The 20926-nt window shown below is 69.1% G+C and carries 14 protein-coding genes; 13 read left to right on the top strand and 1 reads right to left on the bottom strand.

Translation table 11 applies throughout. The annotated features are described in order from the left end of the window. Nucleotides 1-46 precede the first annotated feature (46 nt). From D0D37_RS15635 to D0D37_RS15605, 7 genes are all read left to right on the top strand, one after another. Nucleotides 47-1231: an acyl-CoA dehydrogenase family protein gene (locus D0D37_RS15635; RefSeq protein WP_116201265.1), complete on the top strand. Its 1185-nt coding sequence runs from the start codon at nt 47-49 to the stop codon at nt 1229-1231. Between the two features lie 14 nt (nt 1232-1245). Continuing rightward, nucleotides 1246-2169 (top strand): VOC family protein, encoded by a 924-nt coding sequence (locus D0D37_RS15630; protein WP_116201264.1) that lies wholly within the window; start codon nt 1246-1248, stop codon nt 2167-2169. Between the two features lie 31 nt (nt 2170-2200). Continuing rightward, nucleotides 2201-4714, top strand: coding sequence for an alpha/beta hydrolase fold domain-containing protein (locus tag D0D37_RS48630; protein WP_116201263.1), 2514 nt, complete (start codon nt 2201-2203; stop codon nt 4712-4714). A 96-nt stretch (nt 4715-4810) separates the two neighbouring features. Next, nucleotides 4811-6283, top strand: coding sequence for an FAD-dependent oxidoreductase (locus tag D0D37_RS15620; RefSeq protein ID WP_116201262.1), 1473 nt, complete (start codon nt 4811-4813; stop codon nt 6281-6283). Then, complete coding sequence (locus D0D37_RS15615; protein ID WP_116201261.1) at nt 6280-6771, top strand: flavin reductase family protein; 492 nt, start codon at nt 6280-6282, stop codon at nt 6769-6771. The genes D0D37_RS15620 and D0D37_RS15615 overlap by 4 nt, the downstream gene beginning before the upstream one ends. A 61-nt stretch (nt 6772-6832) precedes the next feature. Beyond that, nucleotides 6833-7684: an alpha/beta fold hydrolase gene (locus D0D37_RS15610; RefSeq protein ID WP_116201260.1), complete on the top strand. Its 852-nt coding sequence runs from the start codon at nt 6833-6835 to the stop codon at nt 7682-7684. Between the two features lie 209 nt (nt 7685-7893). Then, nucleotides 7894-9588, top strand: a complete 1695-nt coding sequence (locus D0D37_RS15605; protein ID WP_116201259.1) for a 3-ketosteroid-delta-1-dehydrogenase — start codon at nt 7894-7896, stop codon at nt 9586-9588. 262 nt (nt 9589-9850) lie between these two features. Here the strand turns inward: D0D37_RS15605 and D0D37_RS15600 are convergent, their stop codons facing one another. After that, the gene (locus tag D0D37_RS15600; protein ID WP_116201258.1) at nt 9851-10465 is read right to left on the bottom strand and encodes a TetR/AcrR family transcriptional regulator; all 615 of its coding nucleotides are present in this window, start codon (nt 10463-10465) and stop codon (nt 9851-9853) included. A 198-nt stretch (nt 10466-10663) separates the two neighbouring features. Here D0D37_RS15600 and D0D37_RS15595 point away from each other — a divergent pair, with 198 nt between their 5' ends. The 6 genes from D0D37_RS15595 to D0D37_RS15570 all read left to right on the top strand — a co-directional run bounded on the left by D0D37_RS15595 (nt 10664) and on the right by D0D37_RS15570 (nt 20787). Next, nucleotides 10664-11959 carry a hypothetical protein gene (locus D0D37_RS15595; protein WP_167493536.1) on the top strand — a complete coding sequence of 432 codons (1296 nt, stop codon included), beginning with the start codon at nt 10664-10666 and terminating at the stop codon, nt 11957-11959. 165 nt (nt 11960-12124) lie between these two features. Further along, nucleotides 12125-13219: an AAA family ATPase gene (locus tag D0D37_RS15590; protein ID WP_244223524.1), complete on the top strand. Its 1095-nt coding sequence runs from the start codon at nt 12125-12127 to the stop codon at nt 13217-13219. After that, nucleotides 13219-14421, top strand: coding sequence for a vWA domain-containing protein (locus D0D37_RS15585; RefSeq protein ID WP_116201255.1), 1203 nt, complete (start codon nt 13219-13221; stop codon nt 14419-14421). Before D0D37_RS15590 ends, D0D37_RS15585 begins: the two co-directional genes overlap by 1 nt. A gap of 14 nt (nt 14422-14435) precedes the next feature. Continuing rightward, a complete protein-coding gene (locus D0D37_RS15580) occupies nt 14436-15491 on the top strand; it encodes a serine hydrolase domain-containing protein (protein WP_116201254.1) in 1056 nt (351 codons plus the stop codon). A 224-nt stretch (nt 15492-15715) separates the two neighbouring features. Continuing rightward, nucleotides 15716-19567 carry an IucA/IucC family protein gene (locus tag D0D37_RS15575; protein ID WP_162834254.1) on the top strand — a complete coding sequence of 1284 codons (3852 nt, stop codon included), beginning with the start codon at nt 15716-15718 and terminating at the stop codon, nt 19565-19567. Next, nucleotides 19564-20787: an MFS transporter gene (locus D0D37_RS15570; protein WP_116201252.1), complete on the top strand. Its 1224-nt coding sequence runs from the start codon at nt 19564-19566 to the stop codon at nt 20785-20787. Before D0D37_RS15575 ends, D0D37_RS15570 begins: the two co-directional genes overlap by 4 nt. The last annotated feature ends 139 nt before the right edge of the window (nt 20788-20926 follow it).

The raw sequence follows: 20926 nt of genomic DNA, 5'->3' as shown, positions 1-20926 counted from the left end.
TTCCTGGTTGGCAAGCTCGACCCACTGCGAAGATCTAGGAGCCCCTATGCCGAATTCAGCACTCGACAACATCGAGGCCATCGCCGACGAACTCCGGGCCGGCGCCGACGAAGGCGAGTCGCTCGGCCGGTTGCCCGACGACATGGCCAAGAGGCTCAAGCAGGCAGGCATCATCCGTCTGCTGCAGCGCAAGAAGTACAACGGCTACGAGGCCCACCCGCGCGAGTTCGCCGAGACGGTCATGAAGACGGCGAGCATCTACGGGTCGGCGGGTTGGGTGGGCGGCATCGTCGGAGTCCACCCGTGGCAGCTGGCCTTCGCGGATCCGAAGGTGCAGGAAGAGATCCTGGGCGCGGACACCGACACCTGGCAGGCGTCGCCGTACATGCCCGCTGGGGTGGCGGTTCCGACCGACGGCGGCTTCGTGCTGAACGGCCGCTGGCAGTTCTCGTCGGGCACCGACCACTGCGACTGGATCTTCCTCGGCGCGATGCTCGGCGGCCAGGACGGCAAGCCGCTGATGCCGCCGCACAGCATGCACGTGATCCTGCCGCGCTCGGACTACGAGATCATCGACGGTTCCTGGGACGTCGTCGGCCTTCGCGGCACCGGCAGCAAGGACATCGTGGTCAAGGACGCGTTCGTCCCGGCGTACCGGGTGATGGACGCGGACAAGGTGATCGACGGTTCCGCGGCGAAGGAGTACGGCGTCACCGAGACGCTGTACAAGATGCCGTGGTCGACGATCTTCCCGCTGGGCATCACCTCGGCCACCATCGGCATTTGCGAGGGAGTGCTGGCCGCCGGGATCGACTACCAGCGCAACCGCGTCGGCGCGACCGGCACGCTCGTCAAGGACGACCCGTACGTGCTGCACGCGCTGAGCGATTCGGCCTCGGAGATCGACTCGGCACGCCAGCAGTTGCTGTCCAATGTGGACCGGGTGTGGGACAAGGTCGACCGCGGCGAGGAGATCGGCTTCGCCGCCCGCGCCCAGATCCGCCGGGACCAGGCCCGCGCGGCGTGGCGAGCGGTGCGCGCCGCCGACGAGATCTTCGACCGCGCCGGAGGAAACGCGTTGCGGATGGACAACCCGTTGCAGCGCTTCTGGCGCGACGCGCACGCGGGCCTGCACCACGCGATCCACGTCACCAGCACCACCTACCACGCCGCCGCGCTGGCGTCGCTGAACGTCGAAGTCCCGCAGGGTCCCCTGCGCGTGATGATCTGAGAAAGGACGCCCTCATGAGCGAAATCAAGGGACTCGGCTACGTCCGGGTCATCGCCACCGATCTGGAGCGCTGGCGCGAACTCGGCTTCGACGTGCTCGGGTTCGCGCCGGGTTTCGGCGACGAGAAGGACGCGTTGCACTTCCGGATGGACGAGCGTCCGTCCCGCATCACCGTCGAGCACGGCGACGCCGATCGCGTGACGGCAGTCGGCTGGGAAGTGCGTGACGCTCCGGCGTTGCGTCGGCTCCGCGCGACCCTCGAAGACGCTGGCGTGGAGTGCACGCCGATGTCGCAGGAACTCGCGGACCGGCGCAAGGTCGAGGCAGGCTTCTCCGCCAAGGATCCGGGCGGGACTCCGCTGGAGTTCTTCCACGGGCCCGTGCTCGAACACAGCCCGGTGGTGACGAAGTACGCCCACAAGTTCGTCACCGGCGCCCAGGGCCTCGGCCACGTGGTCATGCCGACCACCAGCTTCGACGAGTCGTTCGAGTTCTACACCGAAACGCTCGGCTTCCTGTCCCGCGGCGCGTTCCGGATGCCCGGCCCGCCCGAAGCCGGGCCGCTGCGCATCCGGTTCCTCGGGGTCAACCGGCGCCACCACAGCCTGGCGATCATGCCGAGCCTGGAGGGCCGCGACCCCGGCCTGATCCACGTCATGGTGGAGGTCGATTCGCTCGACGCGGTCGGCCGTGCCTACGACCAGGTCCTCGCCCGCGATTTCCCGGTGTCCTCCACGCTCGGGCGGCACACCAACGACAAGATGATCTCCTTCTACGTGCGCGTTCCCGGCGGCTGGGACATCGAGTACGGCTACGGCGGCCAGCCCGTCGACGAAAGCTATTACACCGCCGAGGAAATCACCGCGGACAGCTACTGGGGCCACGAATGGCTCTGGATGAAGGAAATGAAGGAAGCCGCCGCGCGCGCGGAAGCCTGAGCCGCCTGCCGCACCGAGGAACGGGAACACCTTGGAAAACCACGAAAACTCTTTCGACGCGGTCGTCGTCGGGTCCGGGATCGCCGGTCTTTACACGGTGCACAAACTCCGGGCGCGCGGCATGCGGGTGCGGGGCTTCGAGAGCGCGGCCGGAGTGGGCGGAACCTGGTATCACAACCGGTATCCCGGTGCGCGCTGCGACGTCGAGAGCATCGACTACTCCTACTCGTTCGACGAAGAACTGCAGCAGGAATGGACGTGGAGCGAGCGGTTCGCGGCGCAGGAGGAGATCCTGCGGTATCTCGGCCACGTCGCGGACCGGCACGACCTGCGTTCGGCGTACGAGTTCTCGACCCGGGTGACGGCGGCGGACTACGACGACCGGTCCGGGCGGTGGACGATCCGCACCGACACCGCCCGGACCGTCAGCGCGCGTTTTCTCGTGCTGGCCACCGGTGTCCTGTCCGCCACGAATCTGCCGGACATTCCGGGGCGGGACAGTTTCGCGGGCGAGCTGTACCACACGGGCGCCTGGCCGCAGCACGCCGTGGAATTCGAGGGCAAGCGCGTCGGCGTGATCGGGACCGGGTCGTCCGGGATCCAGACGATCCCGGTCGTCGCCGAAACCGCGGCGCGGGTGACGGTTTTCCAGCGCAGCCCCAACTATTCGATTCCGGCGCGGAACCGGCCGCTGACGCCGGAGCACCTCGCCGAGATCAAAGCCGGTTATCCCGAACGGCGGAGGTTGTCGCGGATCAGCGGCGGCGGCACGCCCAACAGCCCGCACCCGCGCGGTGCCCTCGAGGTCGATGCCGCCGAGCGGACCCGGATCTACGACCAGTGGTGGGAGCGCGGGGGATACCTGTTCGCCAAGGCTTTCCCTGACCAGACCACGAATCTCGCCGCCAACGACACCGCCCGTGAGTACGTCGAAGCCAAGATCCGCGAACTCGTGCACGACCCGGAGATCGCCGATCAGCTCATCCCGGACGACCATCCGATCGGCACGAAACGGATCGTCACGGACAGCGGCTATTTCGAGGCGTACAACCGCGAAAACGTCGAGCTGGTCAATCTTCGCCGCACGCCGATCACCGAGATCACGCCGGACGGCGTCCACACGTCGGACGGGCTCCACGAACTCGACATGCTGATCTTCGCCACCGGTTTCGACGCGATGACGGGTTCGCTGTCCCGCATCGACATCCGAGGCCGGGACGGGCGCACGCTGCGCGACGAATGGTCGGCGGGTCCGCGCACCTACCTCGGGCTGAGCGTCGCCGGATTCCCCAACATGTTCGTCGTTTCCGGGCCCGGCAGCCCGAGCGTGCTGGCGAACATGGTGCTGACCGCGGAACAGCACGTGGACTGGATCGCGTCCTGTTTGGACTATCTCGACGAGAACCGCGTGTCGACGATCGAGGCGACCGAGGACGCGGTCGCCGAATGGGTGGCCGAGTGCAACGCCAACGCGGCGGCGACGTTGTTCCCGGCCGCCAACTCCTGGTACCTCGGCGCGAACATCCCCGGCAAGCCGCGGGTGTTCATGCCGTATATCGGCGGGCTCGGCAAATACCGTGCGATCTGCGACGAGGTCGCGGCCGCCGGATATCGGGGCTTCGTCCTCGACGATCCCGCGGGCGCGGAGGTCAAGGCGATGCTGGCCGGGTTGGCCGACTTCCCGGACGTGACCCAGCACGACCCCGCGGAGCTGCGGGCGCTCATCCGGTCTCGGAGGGCGCCGCTGACGCACCAGCCCGCGATGCGGATCGCGGAAGACCGCGTCATCCCCGGCCCCGGCGGCGACCTGACGCTGCGGATCTACGCGCCGCACGACGAAGGGCCGCTTCCGGTGGTCGTCTTCGCGCACGGCGGCGGTTTCGTGTTCTGCGACCTCGACAGCCATGACGAGTTCTGCCGTTCCATGGCCGCCGCAGTCGGAGCCGTGGTGATCGCGGTCGATTACCGGCTGGCCCCGGAACATCCCGGCCCCGCAGCGATGGAGGACGTGTACGGGGCGCTGCTCTGGGCTGCTGACCACGCCGTCGAGTACGGGGGAGACCCGGCCCGGATCGGGGTGGCTGGCGACAGCGCTGGCGGCAACCTCGCCGCGACGGCCTGCCTCGCGGCGCGCGACCGCGGTGGTCCGCGCATCGCCGGGCAAGTCCTGCTGTACCCGGTGATCGACGACGATTTCTCCACCGAGTCCTACCGGCGTTACGGCGAGGGCTACTACAACACCGAGACCGCCATGCGGTGGTACTGGGCGCAGTATGCGCCGAACGGAACCGACAGCCGCTACCTCGTGCCCACGCGAGCGGAGTCACTGGTGGACCTTCCTCCCGCGGTGGTTGCGACCGCTGAGCTGGATCCGTTGTGCACTGCCGGAGACGGCTACGCCGAGCGCCTGCGCGAGGCCGGGGTCTCCGTTGCCGCACACCGTTTCGAGGGCCTGTTCCACGGTTTCCTGACGATTCCGGCGTTGTCCCTGACCGAACCCGCGCGCGAGAAGCTCTGGCAGATGATGCGAGACCTCCTGGCCTAGGACAGCGCGCCGTGAAGGGAACCCTGAGGGACTCAGAGTCCGTGAAGGTTCCCCTCACGGCACGCCCGCGGCCCCGCAACGAGGAAGGACTGATCCATGACGACCGACAAACTGCGTCCCGTCCCGGCCGCCTCGATCACCGAATGGCACGAGACCGCGGACGTGGTGATCGCCGGGTATGGCATCGCGGGCGTGTCCGCCGCCATCGAGGCCGCGAGGTCCGGCGCGCAGGTGCTGATCCTGGAACGCACGAGCGGCTGGGGCGGCGCGGCGGCGCTGGCCGGCGGTTTCGTGTACCTCGGCGGCGGCACTCCGCTCCAGCGCGCACTCGGGGTCGAGGACACCGTGGAGAACATGGAGAAATTCCTGCTCGCGGCCGTCGGTCCGGGCGCGGACAAGGCGAAGATCGCCGACTACTGCCGCGGCAGCCTGGAGCACTACAACTGGCTCGTGGGCAACGGCGTGCCGTTCCGGGAAGCGCTCTGGGACGAGCCCGGCTGGGAACCGCCGCACGACGAAGGCCTGGCCTATTCCGGCGGCGAGAACGCGGCTCCGTTCAACACCGTCGCCAGCCCCGCGCCACGCGGACACGTGCCGCAGATGCGCAACAAGCGCACGGGCGAGCAAGGCGGCGGCTACATGCTGATGAAACCGCTCGCGGAGACCGCCGAAGCGCTCGGCGTACGCGTTTCCTACGACGTCCGGCTGAGCCGTCTCATCGTGGACGGCGAACGGGTCGTCGGCGTGCTCGCGCGGCGCTACGGTCGCGAGATCGCCGTCCGGGCCGACCTTGGCGTTGTCCTGGCGACCGGCGGGTTCGCCTACTCCGAGCAGATGGTCGCCGACCACGCGCCGCGGCTGATCGGCCGTCCGGGCGCCGCGATCGAGGAGCACGACGGGATCGGCATCCTGGCCGCCACCGCGTTGGGCGCGGCCACCGCGCACATGGACGCCACCGAAGTCGCCTTCTTCGGCGACCCGCAGCTGATGGCGCGCGGCATTCTGGTGAACGGACAAGGCCAGCGTTACGTCACCGAGGACACCTACCCGGGCCGGATCGGCCAGGCGACGCTGTTCCATCAGGACAACCAGGCCTACCTGGTGATCGACGAGCAAGCACACGAGGAAGCGCTCGCGACCGAAACCGCCACGCCGAACTTCCGCGTGCCACCGACGTGGGCCGCCGAGACCGTCGCGGAACTGGAGGCCGACATGGGCCTGCCGGAACTGACGCTGCAGACCACTGTCGAGGTCTACAACACCTATGCGGCGCAAGGCAGAGACCCGCTGTTCGGCAAGAAACCGGAGTGGTTGCGCCCGATCACCGGCGCCGTCGCCGCCTTCGACCTGCGGGGCGCCACCGCCGGATTCCCGCTGGGCGGCCTGCGGACCGATCTGGACGCACGCGTGTTGCACGTGTCCGGAGCGCCGATCCCAGGTTTGTTCGCGGCCGGACGCTGCACGGCAGGCATCTGCACCGGCGGCTACGTCAGCGGAGCTTCACTGGGCGACGGCAGCTTCTACGGGCGCAGGGCCGGACTCGCCGCAGCTAAGGGAGAAGCGCGATGACCGTACCGTCGGACCCCGCGCGGATGCGGACCGTGCTGGGACATTTCGCGACCGGCGTCGTGGCGATCACCGGAATCGACCCGGAAACCGGCGCCCCGGTCGGCCTCGCGGCGAACTCGTTCACGTCGGTGTCCCTCGACCCGCCGTTGGTCGCGTTCTGCGTGGCGTCGACCAGCACGTCGTGGCCGCGAGTGCGCGCCGCGGGCTGCTACGCGATCAGCATCCTGTCCGATTCGCAGGAAGCCGTCTGCCGAAGCTTGGCGGCCCGCGGGGTCGACAAGTTCGCCGGGATCGACTGGACGCCGTCGCCGTCGGGTGCGCCGGTGGTCGCTGATTCCCTGGCGTGGATCGAAGCCGAGGTCGACACCGAGCACGCGGCTGGCGATCACACGATTGTCGTGTCGCGGGTGCGGCATTTGCATTCGTCGGATCTCGAGCCGCTGGTGTTTTTCCGGGGCCGATACGGACGGATCAGCGTGCCCGCGTGAGAGCGTCCGCTGATCGGGAAGGTCCCCCGAACGGCACCGGTCTCGCTGGCAAAGTCGGGCCATGACCGCCGAATCTGCTCCCGACCTGCTCGAACTGCCCACCGAACACGGCGTCCTGCGCTACCGCGAAAGCGGCGACGGCCCGCCGTTGGTGCTGCTGCACGGTTCCGGCCCCGGCGTGACCGGCTGGCGCAACTTCGGTGCCAATCTGCCGACCTTCGCCCCGCACTACCGCACGATCGTCCTGGAGTTCCCGGGCTTCGGCGTAAGCGACGATTTCGGTGCCGTGCATCCGATGCAGTCCGCCAGGACCGCCGTGCGCGCGTTGCTCGACGGTCTCTCGCTGGACCGCGTGCGCATGATCGGCAATTCCATGGGCGGCTTCGTAGCGACGGACTTCGCGCTCTCCGCCCCCGAACGCGTCGAGCGCTTGGTCACGATCGGCGGCATCGGAACCCCCATTTTCAGCACCCAGCCCGGAGAAGGCATCGTCCGCCTCAGCGAGTTCGTAGAAAACCCGACCCGCGACGCCCTCATCGCCTGGCTGCGCTCAATGGTCTACGACCAAGCCCTGGTCACCGAGCAACTGATCGAAGAACGCTGGACCCAAGCAACAGACCCCGCCACCCTGGAAAACTCCCGCCGAATGTACGGCGCAGCAGCCCTAGCCGGAATGGCCGCCGCCGCCCGCAACGCAGAAACCCCAGCCTGGGCACAGCTGCGCCACCTAGACCTCCCGACCCTGATCACCTGGGGCCGAGACGACCGCGTAAGCCCGGTAGACATGGCCCTGCTCCCAATGCGCACCCTTCCCCAGGGAGAAGTACACATTTTCCCGAACTGCGGCCACTGGGTCATGATCGAACAAAAAGCAGCCTGGGAAGCCACAGTCCTGGCCTTCCTAGCCCGCTAATGCCACTCCCGCCACACCTAACCCCACGAGCCACCACTCCCCGAACTGGCCCACCACGCGGGATCGCGCCGACGTTTGGGGGTGACCGGCGTGACAGGCCGAAGGCCCCTCACGCCGGTCACCCCCAAACGTCGGCTTAAAAGCGATCCCGCCCGCGACGACGAAGTCGGCGCCAAAAACACAGTCGGCGCCAAAAACACAGGAGCGACATGAAAACCAAAATCCCCCCGCTAGTACCGGCCAAAAACACAACCGTCGACCTCCTAGTAATCGGCTCAGGAACCGGCCTGGCCGCCGCCCTAGCCGCCCAAGAACGCGGACTCTCCACCTTGGTCGTCGAAAAGACGACCTACGTAGGCGGATCCACCGCCCGCTCCGGCGGCGCCTTCTGGATCCCAGGAAACGCCGCACTGACCGAAACCGGACCCCGCGCCATCACCGACGCGGCCACCTACCTGAAAGCAGTCGTCGGCGACTCCGCCCCGGCGGCACGCGGACGCGCCTACCTAGAACACGGCGCCGCCGCCGTCGACATGCTGCGCCGCACCACGCCCATGCGATTCTTCTGGGCCATGGGTTATTCCGACTATCACCCGGAGGAGCCCGGCGGCCGTCCGGAAGGCCGGACGTGCGAATGCCGCCCGTTCAACGCTTCCGTGCTCGGCGCCGAGCGTCCCCGGCTGCGTCCCGGCGTGATGGAGGCCCCGGTCCCGATGCCGGTCACCGGCGCGGACTACAAGTGGATGAACCTGGTGGCCCGCAAGCCGCTCAAGGCATTGCCGCGGATTTTCGCGCGTGCCGCGCTCGGCATCGGCGGCATGCTGATCGGCCGCGACTACCTAGCGGGCGGGCAAGCGCTTGCGGCCGGGATGTTCGCGGGCGTGCTGCGCGCGGGCATTCCCGTGTGGACAGAGACCAGCCTCGTCCGCCTGCTCCAGGACGACGGCCGGGTCACCGGAGCCGTACTGCGGCAGGGAGAGAAGGAAGTCACCGTGCTGGCCCGTCGCGGCGTAGTCCTGGCCGCGGGCGGCTTCGACCACGACGTCGAGGCACGACACAAGTTCCAGTCGCCGCGACTCGGCGAACACGCCAGCCTAGGCTCGGAAGGCAACACCGGCGACGGCATCCTCGCCGGACAGGAACTCGGCGCGGGTACAGCGCTGATGGACCAGGCCTGGTGGTTCCCAGCGTTCGCGCCGGTGCCGGGCGGCGCTCCGGCGGTGATGCTCGCCGAACGTTCGCTGCCCGGGTCGTTCATCGTCGACCAGAGCGGGAAGCGGTTTATCAACGAGGCGATCGACTACATGTCGTTCGGGCAGGAAATCCTGGCGCGCGAGCGGGCAGGCACGCCGGTCGAGGAGATGTGGCTGGTGTTCGACCAGCGCTACCGCGACAGCTACATCACGGCCGGCCGCTGCTTTCCCCGGCAGTCGCTCCCGGAATCGTGGTACCGCGCCGGAATCGCGCACAAGTCGGACGACCTCGGCGCGCTCGCCCAAGCGATGGGCGTCCCCGCGGATGCGTTCCAGGACGCCTTCCGGAAGTTCAACGACCACGCCGCCGCCGGAACCGACCCCGACTTCGGCCGGGGCGACAGCGCATACGACCGCTACTACGGCGACCCCACCATCGGCCCCAACCCGAACCTGGCCCCGCTGCGCCGCGCGCCTTACTACGCGGTCAAGGTGGTCCTGAGCGACCTCGGCACCTGCGGTGGACTGGTGGCCGACGAACACGCCCGTGTCTTGCGCGAGGACGGCGAAGTCGTGAAAGGCCTCTACGCGATCGGAAACACCGCCGCGAACGCCTTCGGCACTTCCTACCCGGGCGCGGGCGCGACGATCGGGCAAGGTGTGGTGTACGGCTACATCGCCGCGCTCCACGCCGCGAGCGTGTCTCCGTAACGCTTGCGCCAAGACCGGGCGGGATTCGCCACTCGACGATTCCCGCCCGGCTTTGTCTGCAAGGGGTCGATGCGGCTGGCGGGAGGTGCTTGATCCGCGCGGTTCGCAAGTCTCACCGTTCGATGTCGCCGAAGCCGTCAGAACCGCCGCGCTGAACTCGCCGGACGGGCGGCAGCGCCTGAATCACCAACAGCGCAGCAAGTTCGCACCGGAACGCACCCGGCTCAAGCGCCGCGGCCGCCCGGCCTTGTCTGCAAAGGACTTACTTGGCGAGACGAGTCAACCCGCTCAACGCAAGCCGCAGTCCGCGCGAGTCCCACCGTTCGATGTCGCTGAAGTCGTCCGAACCGCCGCTCTGCACCCAGCGGGTCAGGGAATGCCGCATCGTCTGAATCACCAGCAGAGCCGGAAGCTCGCGCAAGAACGGATCCGGGTCAAGCTCGTAATACCGCGCCAGAAACCGCGTGACCGCCTCGCTGAGCCCCTCGCACCACTCCACGAACCGCAACCGGTACTGCGGCGTGTTGACGATCAGGGTCATGATCTGGTGGTCGTACTCGGGCACCTGCCGCCGGTTCAGTTCGGTGGTGAGCGCGGCCGTCAAGACCTCGATCGGGTCGGCGTCGTCCGGCGCGTCCTCCAAGCCCTGCACGATGACGTGCTCGCTGCGGCGCAGCAGCGGCATCAGGACGTCCTCCTTGACCGGGAAGTGCCGGTGGAACGTCCGCGGGTTGATCCCGACGATCTCGCAGATCCGCTCGACAGTGACCGACGTGTCGCCCTCGGCCACGAACAGGTCGCGCGCCGTGAGAGCGATGCTCATGCGCAGCTCTTCGGCCCGGCGTTCGGTGAGGGTCTGCCGTTTCGGATCCGTCACCAGGACTCCCTCCCTCTCGCGTGCATGGACCGTAGCCGCGCGGACGCACTTCGTGATGTCCGCCGACCACTCTGCGGAACAACGCGCCGCCGGTGTCAGAATATGACATGTCCCGGCGGGGCCGGATCCTGCTACGCTGATCACGATGAGCAACTACTCGAACAGATCGGGGGTTCCGTTCGCCAAAGGTGAGTGCTGATGCACCCTTTGCCCGCGAACGAGAATCTTCGCCTCCACTTCTGGGCGCGCGTGCGCGAATTCGCCGTGCCGCCGTCGATGATCGAATCAGCGACCGCCCGCCGGGAAGCGGGCGACTGGGCCGGGGCCTGTGCGGCCGCGCGCGTCGACGTGGATCTGAACCTCCGGGCCGTAGGCCGCGCCCATGGCGGCCGGCTGGCGGCACAGGTCCGCGCCGATCTGCGGCATCTCGCCCCTGACCTGCTGCGCTGGCATTTCCCGAGGATCGCCCCGGACGGCCTGCTGCGGCCGGGACTCACGGTCTCCCTCGCCCGGTACCGGCCGGAGTTCGGCGAGATCCACCTCGTCGCGCGCACGCCGCCGGCATGGGCGGACGCCGGTCAGCGGATCAGCCTGGCGTTGTGGTCGCCGTCCCAGCGCGGGGCCGGTCTTCACCCGCATCCGCATCCGGACCGGCGCTATCGCCTCGATCTGCACCGCCACCTGTGGGACATCCGCAGGGCAAGCGAGCTGCGAGAACGGTCGGGGCGCTGGCCACCGTCCCCCGGCGAAATCCCGGCCGGAGCGGGTCCCTGCGCGGTGGACCGGTGGCTGGCCGAGGCGGCGTTGCTGCTGCGCGCGGACGGAATCGAGGGCGGACCCGTCGCCGTACGGCTCACCTCCCGGCACCGGCTGACGCTCAACCTGGGCGAGGGGACCCGGGACCGAACCCGCGCGGTGCCCGTCTTGCCCGACGCCGCGACCTGGGTCCTGCCCGACCTGGAGCTGCTTCACGCCGGGCTGATCGACGTCGACCAGCTGCATCCGCTTGTCGCGTCGGCACTTCGGCCCGACCGTCGACCCAGCGCGGCACGAAGTCCGGACAGCGCAAGGAATTCCCGCCTCGTCGACTGCCGCGGGGCCACTCATCGCATCGGCGTGGTGGACGGCGTACTCGTCCCGCTGGACCACCACCCCGACGAGATTCGCCGCGAGGAGCTGCTGGGCGCGCTGGGCGGCACCGAGCTGCCGTGCCTGCGGGCGATCGACGAGGCGCACCGGTCTCCGGAAAATCTCGTGGACGTCCGCGCCCGGTTGGACCACGGCGACGCCGCCGGTGCCGTCGCCACCGTCGAAAGACTGCTAGGTCCGGACGTACTCCTGCGCAGCGGCGCCTTGCGCGACGAACTGGAAACGGCAGTACGCCGCCAACTCGTGCATGGCCTCTACCGGGCCGAGCTGGCCGGTTCAGGACCGCTTCGGTCCACTTCGGACACCCGTCACCGCGCTCGCCCGCGCCACGCGACCACTCGCTGACTCTTTCCCGCTCCGCTTCGACCTCAAAGGTGATGCAACCTGTCTACTGCCACGGAATTTTCTCCCGCTCCTGCCACCCTCCGACCGCTGGACGTCGCCGCCGACCTGCTCTCCCTGCTGAGCGACACCCGAACCGAACCGCGCCCGGACAGCCAGCTGGAAGCCTTGACGCTGGCCGTGTCCGCCGACCTGCCGGTGCTGCTGTGGGGCGAGCCGGGCATCGGCAAGACCGCCGCGCTCACCCAGCTCGCCGAGGCGATCGAACTGCCGCTGACCACGGTGATCGCCAGCGTGCACGAACCGTCCGACTTCTCCGGCCTGCCGGTGGTCGGCGACGATCCCGCCGAGCAGGGCGTGCCGATGGCCCCGCCGGACTGGGCGGTGCGCCTGGTCCGGACCGGTCGAGGACTCCTGTTCCTGGACGAGCTTTCCACCGCGCCGCCCGCCGTCCAGGCCGCGCTCCTGCGCGTCGTGCTCGAGCGACGGGTTGGCGCCCTGCGGCTTCCGCCCGGGGTTCGGATTGTGGCGGCCGCCAACCCGCGTTCCTCCGCGGCGGACGGCTGGGAACTGAGCCCGCCGCTGGCCAACCGGTTCGTGCACCTGCAGTGGACCTACGACCACGACGTCGTAGTGCGCGGGCTCGGCGGAACGTGGCCGAAAGCAGCGCTGCCCCGACTGGATCCGGGGCAGCTGCCGGACGCGGTGACGTTCGCCCGCCGCGCCGTCTGCGGCCTCCTGACCGCCCGGCCCGGACTCGTCCATCAGCTGCCGAAGAGCGAAGGCCGTCGCGGCGGTGCGTGGCCTTCGCCGCGCAGCTGGGAGATGACCCTGCGGCTGGTCGCTTTCGCTACCGCGGCGGGTGCTTCCCGGGAAGTGCTGTCCATGCTGGTGCGGGGCACCGTCGGCGACGGCCCGGGCCTGGAGTTGCTGGCCAGCCTGGACCGGATGGATTTGCCGGACCCTGAAACCTTGCTCGCGGACCCTGAATCGGCGGTCCTGCCCGAACGCGGCGACTTGCGCCAGACCGTGCTCGACGGCGTAGTGGAGGCGGTGCGCAAACGGCCGGAGCAGTCCCGCTGGGACGCGGCGTGGGCATTGCTGGTGCTGGCTTTGGAAACCGGCGCACCAGATCTGGTCGTCGTGCCCGCGGCGACCCTCGCCTCGCTGCGCCGCGACGATTGGCAGGTACCGGCGGCCATCGAGCGGCTTTCCGGAGCGGTCGCGTTGCCCCGGCGAGCGGACCGTGCAGGTGAGCGCTGATGGACGAGGAGAAGCTCTACGCGGCGCGGCTGCACGCAGTCCGGCAACGGCCGTATCTGGCGACGGCGTTGTTCGCCTTGCACGTCGTCGAGTCACGGCGAGTGCCGACCATGGCGGTCGACCGACACTGGCGTTGTTACGTTTCGCCGGGATTCGTGGACCGCACTCCGTTGGCGGAGCTGGCCGGAGTCTGGGTGCACGAAGTCTCCCACCTGCTGCGCGATCATCACGGCCGCAGCGACCGGTTCGCCGCGAAACACGAGCTGACCGGGCCGGCGGAGCGATTGCGGATGAACATCGCGGCGGACTGCGAGATCAACGACGACGTCTTCGGCGACGGCCTGGCCCGGCCCGAGGGTGCCGTCGATCCGGCGGCGCTGAGGCTGGACGACGGGCAGCTGATGGAGGAGTACCTGACCCAGTTCCGGCTCGGGCCCTGCACCGGCGAATTCGCCTGGCTCGACTGCGGCAGCGGCGCCGACGGCCTGGAACGCGGCTGGGAGCTGGGCCTCGACGGGGTGAACGGGCTCAGCGAGCAGGAGCGGGACGCGGTCCGATTCCGGGTCGCCCAAGGCATCAACGGCAACCCGGGCGACGTTCCGGCGGGCTGGAAACGCTGGGCCGAGGAGGCGTTCCATCCGCCGCAACCGTGGCGGGAACTGCTCGGCTCGGCGCTCCGGTCCGCGATGTCCGGGGCGGGCGAGGACTACACCTACGGCCGCCCTTCGCGCCGATCGGCCAGCTTGCCCGGCGTCGTCCTGCCGAGCCTGCGCCGCCGTCCGCCGCAGGTCTGCGTCATCGTCGACACCTCGGGCTCGGTGAGCGACGCCGAGCTGGGCGGCGCGATCCTCGACGTCGCCGCGATCGTCCGTGCGGTAGGAGGTCGGCGCGATCTCGTCTCGGTGCTGTCGTGCGACGCCGCCGCGTACACCACACAACAGCTGTGCCGGGCCGAAGGAATCCCGTTGCTGGGCGGCGGAGGAACGGATCTGCGCAGCGGCTTCGCTGCCGCGCTGCGGGCCGGCCCCCGCCCGGACGTGATCGTGGCGTTGACCGACGGCCAAACCCCTTGGCCCAGCTCAAGACCGCCCTGCCGGACGGTGGTGGGCCTGTTCCGGAGGGCGGGACCGCTGGCGGAGAAGCTTCCCTCCTATCGGCCGGACGCACCCCCTGATTGGGCCCGGGTGGTCACGGTCGGCTGAGCTACCGTCGGAGGATGCCTTTCACCGGTCTGGATTCCTGGCTGAGCGCCCGAGCCGCCGCCGACGAGTTTTCCGGCGTGGTGTTGATCCGCCGTGGCGAGGAGGTGGTGTTCTCGGGCGCGTACGGACAGGCCAGCCGCCGATGGGCGGTGCCGAACAGGCTCGACCTCCGGTTCGACACGGCGTCCGTCACGAAGCTCTTCACGGCGGTGGCCGCGTTGCAGCTGGTGGACGAAGGCCGGCTGGACCTGGACGCGCCGATCACCGAGATCGTCGACCTGGCCGGCACGGCGATCTCGCCGCGGGTGAGCGTGCGGCACCTGCTCACCCACACCTCCGGGATCGCCGACGACGCGGACGAGGAAGCCGGTGAGAGCTACGAGGCGTTGTGGGTCGGCAAACCGGTCTACTCGGTGCCGCGAACGCGGGATCACCTGCCGAATTTCGTGGACAAGCCACCGAATTTCGCTCCGGGGGAGGGGTGCCGGTACTGCAATACCGGGTACATTCTCGTCGGCCTGGCGATCGAGGAGATCACCGGAGTCGCCTACCGCGACCACATCCGGAGCGCTGTGTTCGCGCGGGCGGGCATGGCCGCGTCGGACTTTTTCGACCGCCGGGAAGCGGCGCCGGACGTCGCCGAGGGCTGGGATCCGGTCACCGATTCCGAAGGCCGGATCATCGGGTGGAAGCAGAACATCTTCAGTTGTCCGTCGATCGGCTCGCCCGACGGCGGGGCGCACGTCACCGCGGCCGACCTGGTGCGGTTCCTGCGCGCGGTGCGCGGCGGCGAACTGCTGTCGGCCGAGCGGACCGAGCAGTTCCTCACCCCGCAGGTACTGCACCATCGAGCCGAAGACGGCGACGTGTGGTTCGGCTTCGGGCTGGAGTTCATCTTGGGACAGAACGGTTCTGTGCGGAACTACTACAAGGACGGCGGCAACGCCGGGGTCGGCGGCATCGCGCGCCACTACCCCGCGGAGAACCTCGACGTGGCGGTGCTGTCCAACGCCGCACGCGGCACCCTGGCCGTGGTCCGCGAAATCGACCGGCTGGCCCGCCGCATTTAACGGCGGCCGGTTAATTGTCAGGGCAAAGTATGAGACAGTGCTCCAGTTGAGTTCTCAACCTGCGACGCAAATGGCCGCGGACGAGTGCGCGAATGTCCGAGTTTATCGGGTTGTGATAGGTGTGTTCATCTGTTGTTAACCTCTACGTTCCTGTCTGGTTAACCTGGGCGGGGTCACCATAGTGGACCATGCCCACTCCCGTTCAGGCTAGTGAAAATGCTTTCATGACACCGCTGGGAGGCCCCCTTTCTCCCGATGAACTCGCCGTCTTCGCCCGTCTCGAAGAATCTGGAAAACTCGCGCCGCCGGGCATTTCCGAAACGTTCGCGGAATGCCTTCCGGAGGCGCGGGCGACGACTATGTCCCGCCTGCTCTCCGCTTTGGCGCGCGAGGGTTTGCTGAAAACGGACCTGGCCCGCGAGCGTGGTCTGGACCTTGTGCTGCGCCAGGCGACGAAGACCGGCCGTCTGGTTCTCGCCGGTCCGGTGCGCCTCGGCGGTCAGGAGATCGCCGACCCGTTGCGGCTCTGGGATTTCCTGGTCAGGGAACAGCTCTGTTCCGGTGACGGTGATGCTTGGGACCGGCTGCGCGCCGAACTCGCCGACAGTGTCACCGGGCACGCGTTGTCCCTGGCGGCCGCGGATCTCTTCGCGGCAGACCTGCGTGATCGAGACGATTCCGGCAGCGAGCGCGGCACTCGGCCGTTCACGGCGTTGGTCGACGCGCTGCGCGATTCAGGAGAGGTCGGGTCGCTCCTGGTGCCATTCGAGCGAATGGTCGTCGAGGGCCATCCCTTGCATCCGGTCGCCAAAATGAAGGTCGGGATGTCGGTTGAGGACGCCGTCCGCTATTCCCCGGAATTCGGCCCGGAGTTCGGCCTGCCGTTGATTTCGGTTTCCCGGGACGCCGCCACCGGAGCGAACGACCTCGATGCTTCGCAATCGCTGCTGAGCGAATACTTTCCGCGAACTGTCGCCGCGGCAACGGTCGAGATGCGCGCCGCCGGGCTGATTCCCGAGCGGCGCGTGCTGATTCCCGTACATCCGCATCAGCGTTTCCACGCCCTGCCGGCGCTGCACGCCGACGCGATCGCCGACGGCACGGTGGCACCGCTGCGGACCCGGATTCCGGCGCGGCCGCTGATCTCGGTCCGGACCCTGTCGGCGCGCGAGACCGCCGCGAGCGCGGGGCTGCACGTCAAAACCGCGCTGGAAGTGCAGCTCACCAGCGCCGTCCGCGGGGTCTCGCCCGCCGCGGTGCACAACGGCCCGCGCCTGTCCGCGCTGCTCGAACACATCGTCGCCGGAGACCTGGACCTGTCGCTCGGCACGCCGGACGGGCGGCCCCGGTTCGCGGTGCTGCGAGAGCTGGCCAGCGTCGCGTATGTGCCGCCGGACGAACCCGCGGATCCTGCCACCGCACAGGCCCGACGTCGTTCGCTGGCCGCTGTCCTCCGGGAAGACAGCGAAGATCTCCTCGGCCCGGACGAACTCTCGATGCCGATCGCCTCGCTGTTCGCGAAATCGCCGTTGACCGGTGCCAGCCTGCTCCACGACCTGATCTCCGAGACCGCCTCGGTCACCGGCACTCCGCTGAGCGAGGTGGCGCGGCAGTGGCTGACCCGGCACGTCGAGCGCTGCGTCCCGCCGGTGCTGACCCTCCTTGTCCGCTACGGCATCGCGCTCGAACCCCATCCGCAGAACACCGTCCTGGTCTTGAAAGACCGGTGGCCGCACCGCATATTGCTCAGAGACCTCGGTGCCGCGCGCTTGCTGCGATCCCGGCTGGCCCGGCGAGCCATGACCGGCGAGTTCCTGCCCGGCTCGGCCTTGCTCGCCCAGGACGCCGCGGCGCTCCGCGCGAAGCTGTACTACCCGCTTTTCGGCCACCATCTCGGAGAACTCGTCGCCGAGCTGGCGAACGCGTCCGGATGCGCGGAGGAGAGCCTGTGGCCGGTAGTAGGGGAGTGCGTGCGCCAGACGTTCCATCGGCTCGCGATGTCCGCCTGCTGCCCCGAAGAGGCCGAGGACGCCCGGGCGGACGCCAAGGCGTTGCTGAGCGGGCCGTGGCAGCACAAAGCGTTGCTGACGATGCGCTTGAAGAACCTCGTCACCGACCAGCAGTACGTCGAGAGCCCGAATCCGCTCGCCGTCGCCGCCGAGGAGCCGGAACCGCCGGACCTCAACGAGGCGGAACGGGAAATGCTCGGCTGCCTGCGGGCGCGGCGGCCGGAACTCGTGCGGCCGTGGCTGGACGAACTCGCCGGGGCCAGGCTGAGCACCCTCAACGGAGCTTGCAGCGCACTGCTGCGCGAACGGAGATCGTTGTCCGCCAAGCGGATCACCGAGGTCGTCCTTCCCCTCACCGGAACGCCGCCGGTGTCCGCGAGTGTCCTCGCCCTGCTGGGGCCGCACCCGGGACGGCTGATCAGCGTGACCCTTCGGTCCGGACGGCGGCTGGCCGCGGTGTGCCAGCTGGAGAACGGGTTCGGGGCCAACGAAGTGGTGAGCCCCGTCGTGGTGAGCGACGGCGTCGAAGTCCGCGCACTCGATCGTCCCGAGCAATTAGTCGACGTCGTCGCCGCATCCGGCGGAGACTTGGATTGGGGAGCGCTCCGCGACGATCTCGTCGACTCCGCGCGCAACCTCGCGTTGTCCCGCGCCTGCGTCCGGCACCGCCTGCCCGCACACCGGATCGCGACGGCGGCCGAACAGCGCTCCGCGTCCGACCTCACTCTCGACCTGGACGCCGCCTCTGCGGAAGGCCACACGATCCACCTCTGCCCGCGGGTCCGCCGCGGCTTCACTCCCGCCGATTCTCTCGCGTACTGCCCGGAGAGCGCCGACACCGTAGGCCTCTCTTTCGTTGCGGTGCGCAAGGATTCCGTGCTCTCGACATCCGATCCGTCGGGCGCGTCGGTGGGAACGATCGTGGCCGACCACTTTCCCGCGATCGCCGCGCGCGCCATCGACGGACTCGCCGTCCGCGGGCACGCGCCCGCCGAGTACGAGCTGGTCCCCGTGCACCCGTGGCAGATGCGGAGCCGACTGGCCGCCGAGTACCACGAGGAGCTGGCGGCAGGCAGCATCGTGCCGCTCCCCGAAGCGCAACTGGCGTGCCGGCCGACCGTCTCGGTGCGCAGCCTGGTGACCGCCGCCGCTGGCAGACACGGCCGTCGGCTGACCGTGAAAACCGCGCTCGACGTCCAGCTCACCTCGCGGCGACGCACGATCTCGCCTGCCACCACCGACAACGGCCCGCGGATGAGCGTTCTCCTGCAACGACTCCTGGCGGACGACCCCAGCACGCGCGGCAGAGTCGTCTGCGTACCGGAGCTGGCTGGCATCGCCTTCTCCCCACCGGCAGGCGACGCCGCACCCTCGCGAGAACGCGGCCTTTCCGCGCTGCTCCGAGCCGATCCCGCCGACTACGCCATGCCGGGCGAGATCGTCCTGTCCGCCTGCGCTCTGCGAGGAGCGTCGCGGCCGGAGGGAACCGTACTGGCGGAATTGGCCCAGGAACGCCCGCACGAGTTCTTCGAGCGCTACGTGGAACTGATGCTGGCCGCAGGACTGCCATTGCTGTGGCGGTACGGCATCGGCCTGGAAGCCCATCTGCAGAACACGCTCGTGGTGGTTCGCGACGGCCTGCCGGTGCGCGTCCTGCTCCGCGACTTCGGCGGGATCCGCGTCCATCCCAGCCGGATGCGTGAAGCGGGCCTCGATTTCGCTCCACATCCCGATTCGATCACCTTCACCGACGACATCGACCACGTGCGCCGAAAAGTGTCGTATGCGCTGCTGCAGGCCAACATCGCCCAGATAGTGACCATGTTCGCGGCGACCTGGGACCTGCCCGGCGAGCAGCTCTGGGCGACGGTCCGCACGAAGATGACCGACCTGCTGGCCGACCTGCCCGAGAACCTGCTCGCCAGGGCGGCCGCGGACATCGCCTTCCTGCGGACGTCCCATCTTCCGCAGAAAGCGTTCGGGCTCATGCGGTTGCTGGCCGCCGACCACGATATCTACCTGCCGCAGGCCAATCCTCTGCACGGCGCGGGCGACCCCGTGCTATGACCGCGGGCACTGCCGGACGACTGCCGCTGCGCCTGTTTCTGGCCGGCACGCTGTCTTCCCGGATCGGCGACACCGCGGACCTCGTCGCGCTCAACTGGTACGTGGTCGAGCAGACCGGTTCGGCCACCGCGCTGGCGACGGTGAACGTGGTGCGGCTCGCGCCCATCCTGCTGTTCACCGCGCCGGCCGGATGGCTCGCCGACCGCTACGACAAACGCCGGCTCCTCGCGGGTCTGCGCGTGGCGCTCTTCGTCTCGACGCTGTGCCTCGCCTGGATCGTGACGGCGGGCGGCCCGCTGTGGCTCGTGTGCGCGATGGTGTTCGCACGAGCCTCAGCGGGCAGCGCCGAACCTGTGCTGAGACAGACGCTCCTGCCGTCGCTGCGCGGCCAGCGACCGCTCACCGCGGTGATCGCGATGCACTCGGCCTGCCTGAACGGGGCGATGATCCTCGGTCCCGCGGTCGGCGCGCTCGTCCTCGCGGTCAGCTCGGTCCGCACCGCGTTCTGGTTCAACGCTTTCTGCACGCTCGTCGCCCTGTGCTGCCTGACCGTCCTGCCCGAGCACGATCCAGCACCGACCGCCTCGGGCCCTTCGCCGCCCGCGGAGTCGGTCTGGCGTCTGCTCCGGCAAAACCCGGCGATGCGCCGTCAGATCGCCCTCGCGATGGGACCGATGCTGTTCGCTTTCCCTTACACCGCAATGATGCCGCTCCTGTCGAAAGACCTTTTCGACGGCGACGGAAGCACCGCGGCCCTGCTGTTGACCTGCGGCGCGGCGGGCGCACTGGCCGCCTCGACGACCATGTCCCGCCGCCCGCCGGCAAATCCCGCGAGGCTGGCCGCGATCGGTGCGGTGCTCCTCGGCTTCGCGCTGCTGGTCCTGCTGGTGCCAAGCGGCTTCACCGGAAAACCCGCCGCGATCGGCGCCGGCGCGACGATGGTGGTCGTCGGACTGGTCGGACAGTGCTACCGCACCGCCAACCGAGCGGCCCTGCAGGCGACCGCCCCCGGCAACCTCCTCGGCCGGATCATGGGCATCGCGAGCACGGACCGGGCGATGATCCCGGTCGGCACGGCGGTGCTGGGGCCGATCGCGGAACTCGCGGGCACCCGGACGATGCTCGCTTTCATGGGGCTCGGCTGCGTGGTCACGACGCTGCTGACGATCCGGATCTACCGCAGCCCGCCGCGGCCGGAACCCGGACTGGCTACGGGCTGATCGCTCGCGTACCGCAGGCGGGTGAGCCAGGGTTGCGCAAAACGGGCGCCTCGCAGGTATCTTGGCGGCATCGTCGCTCAGCCGAGCAGCCGCTGTCTTCGAGCACCAGCCGGGGAGGGGGATCCAGCAGTTCGGCCGC

The sequence above is a fragment of the Amycolatopsis circi genome, from assembly GCF_003385235.1.
Lineage (GTDB): Bacteria > Actinomycetota > Actinomycetes > Mycobacteriales > Pseudonocardiaceae > Amycolatopsis > Amycolatopsis circi.
Note: the sequence above shows the minus strand (reverse complement) of the source record. Positions and strands in the feature narration are given on the sequence as shown.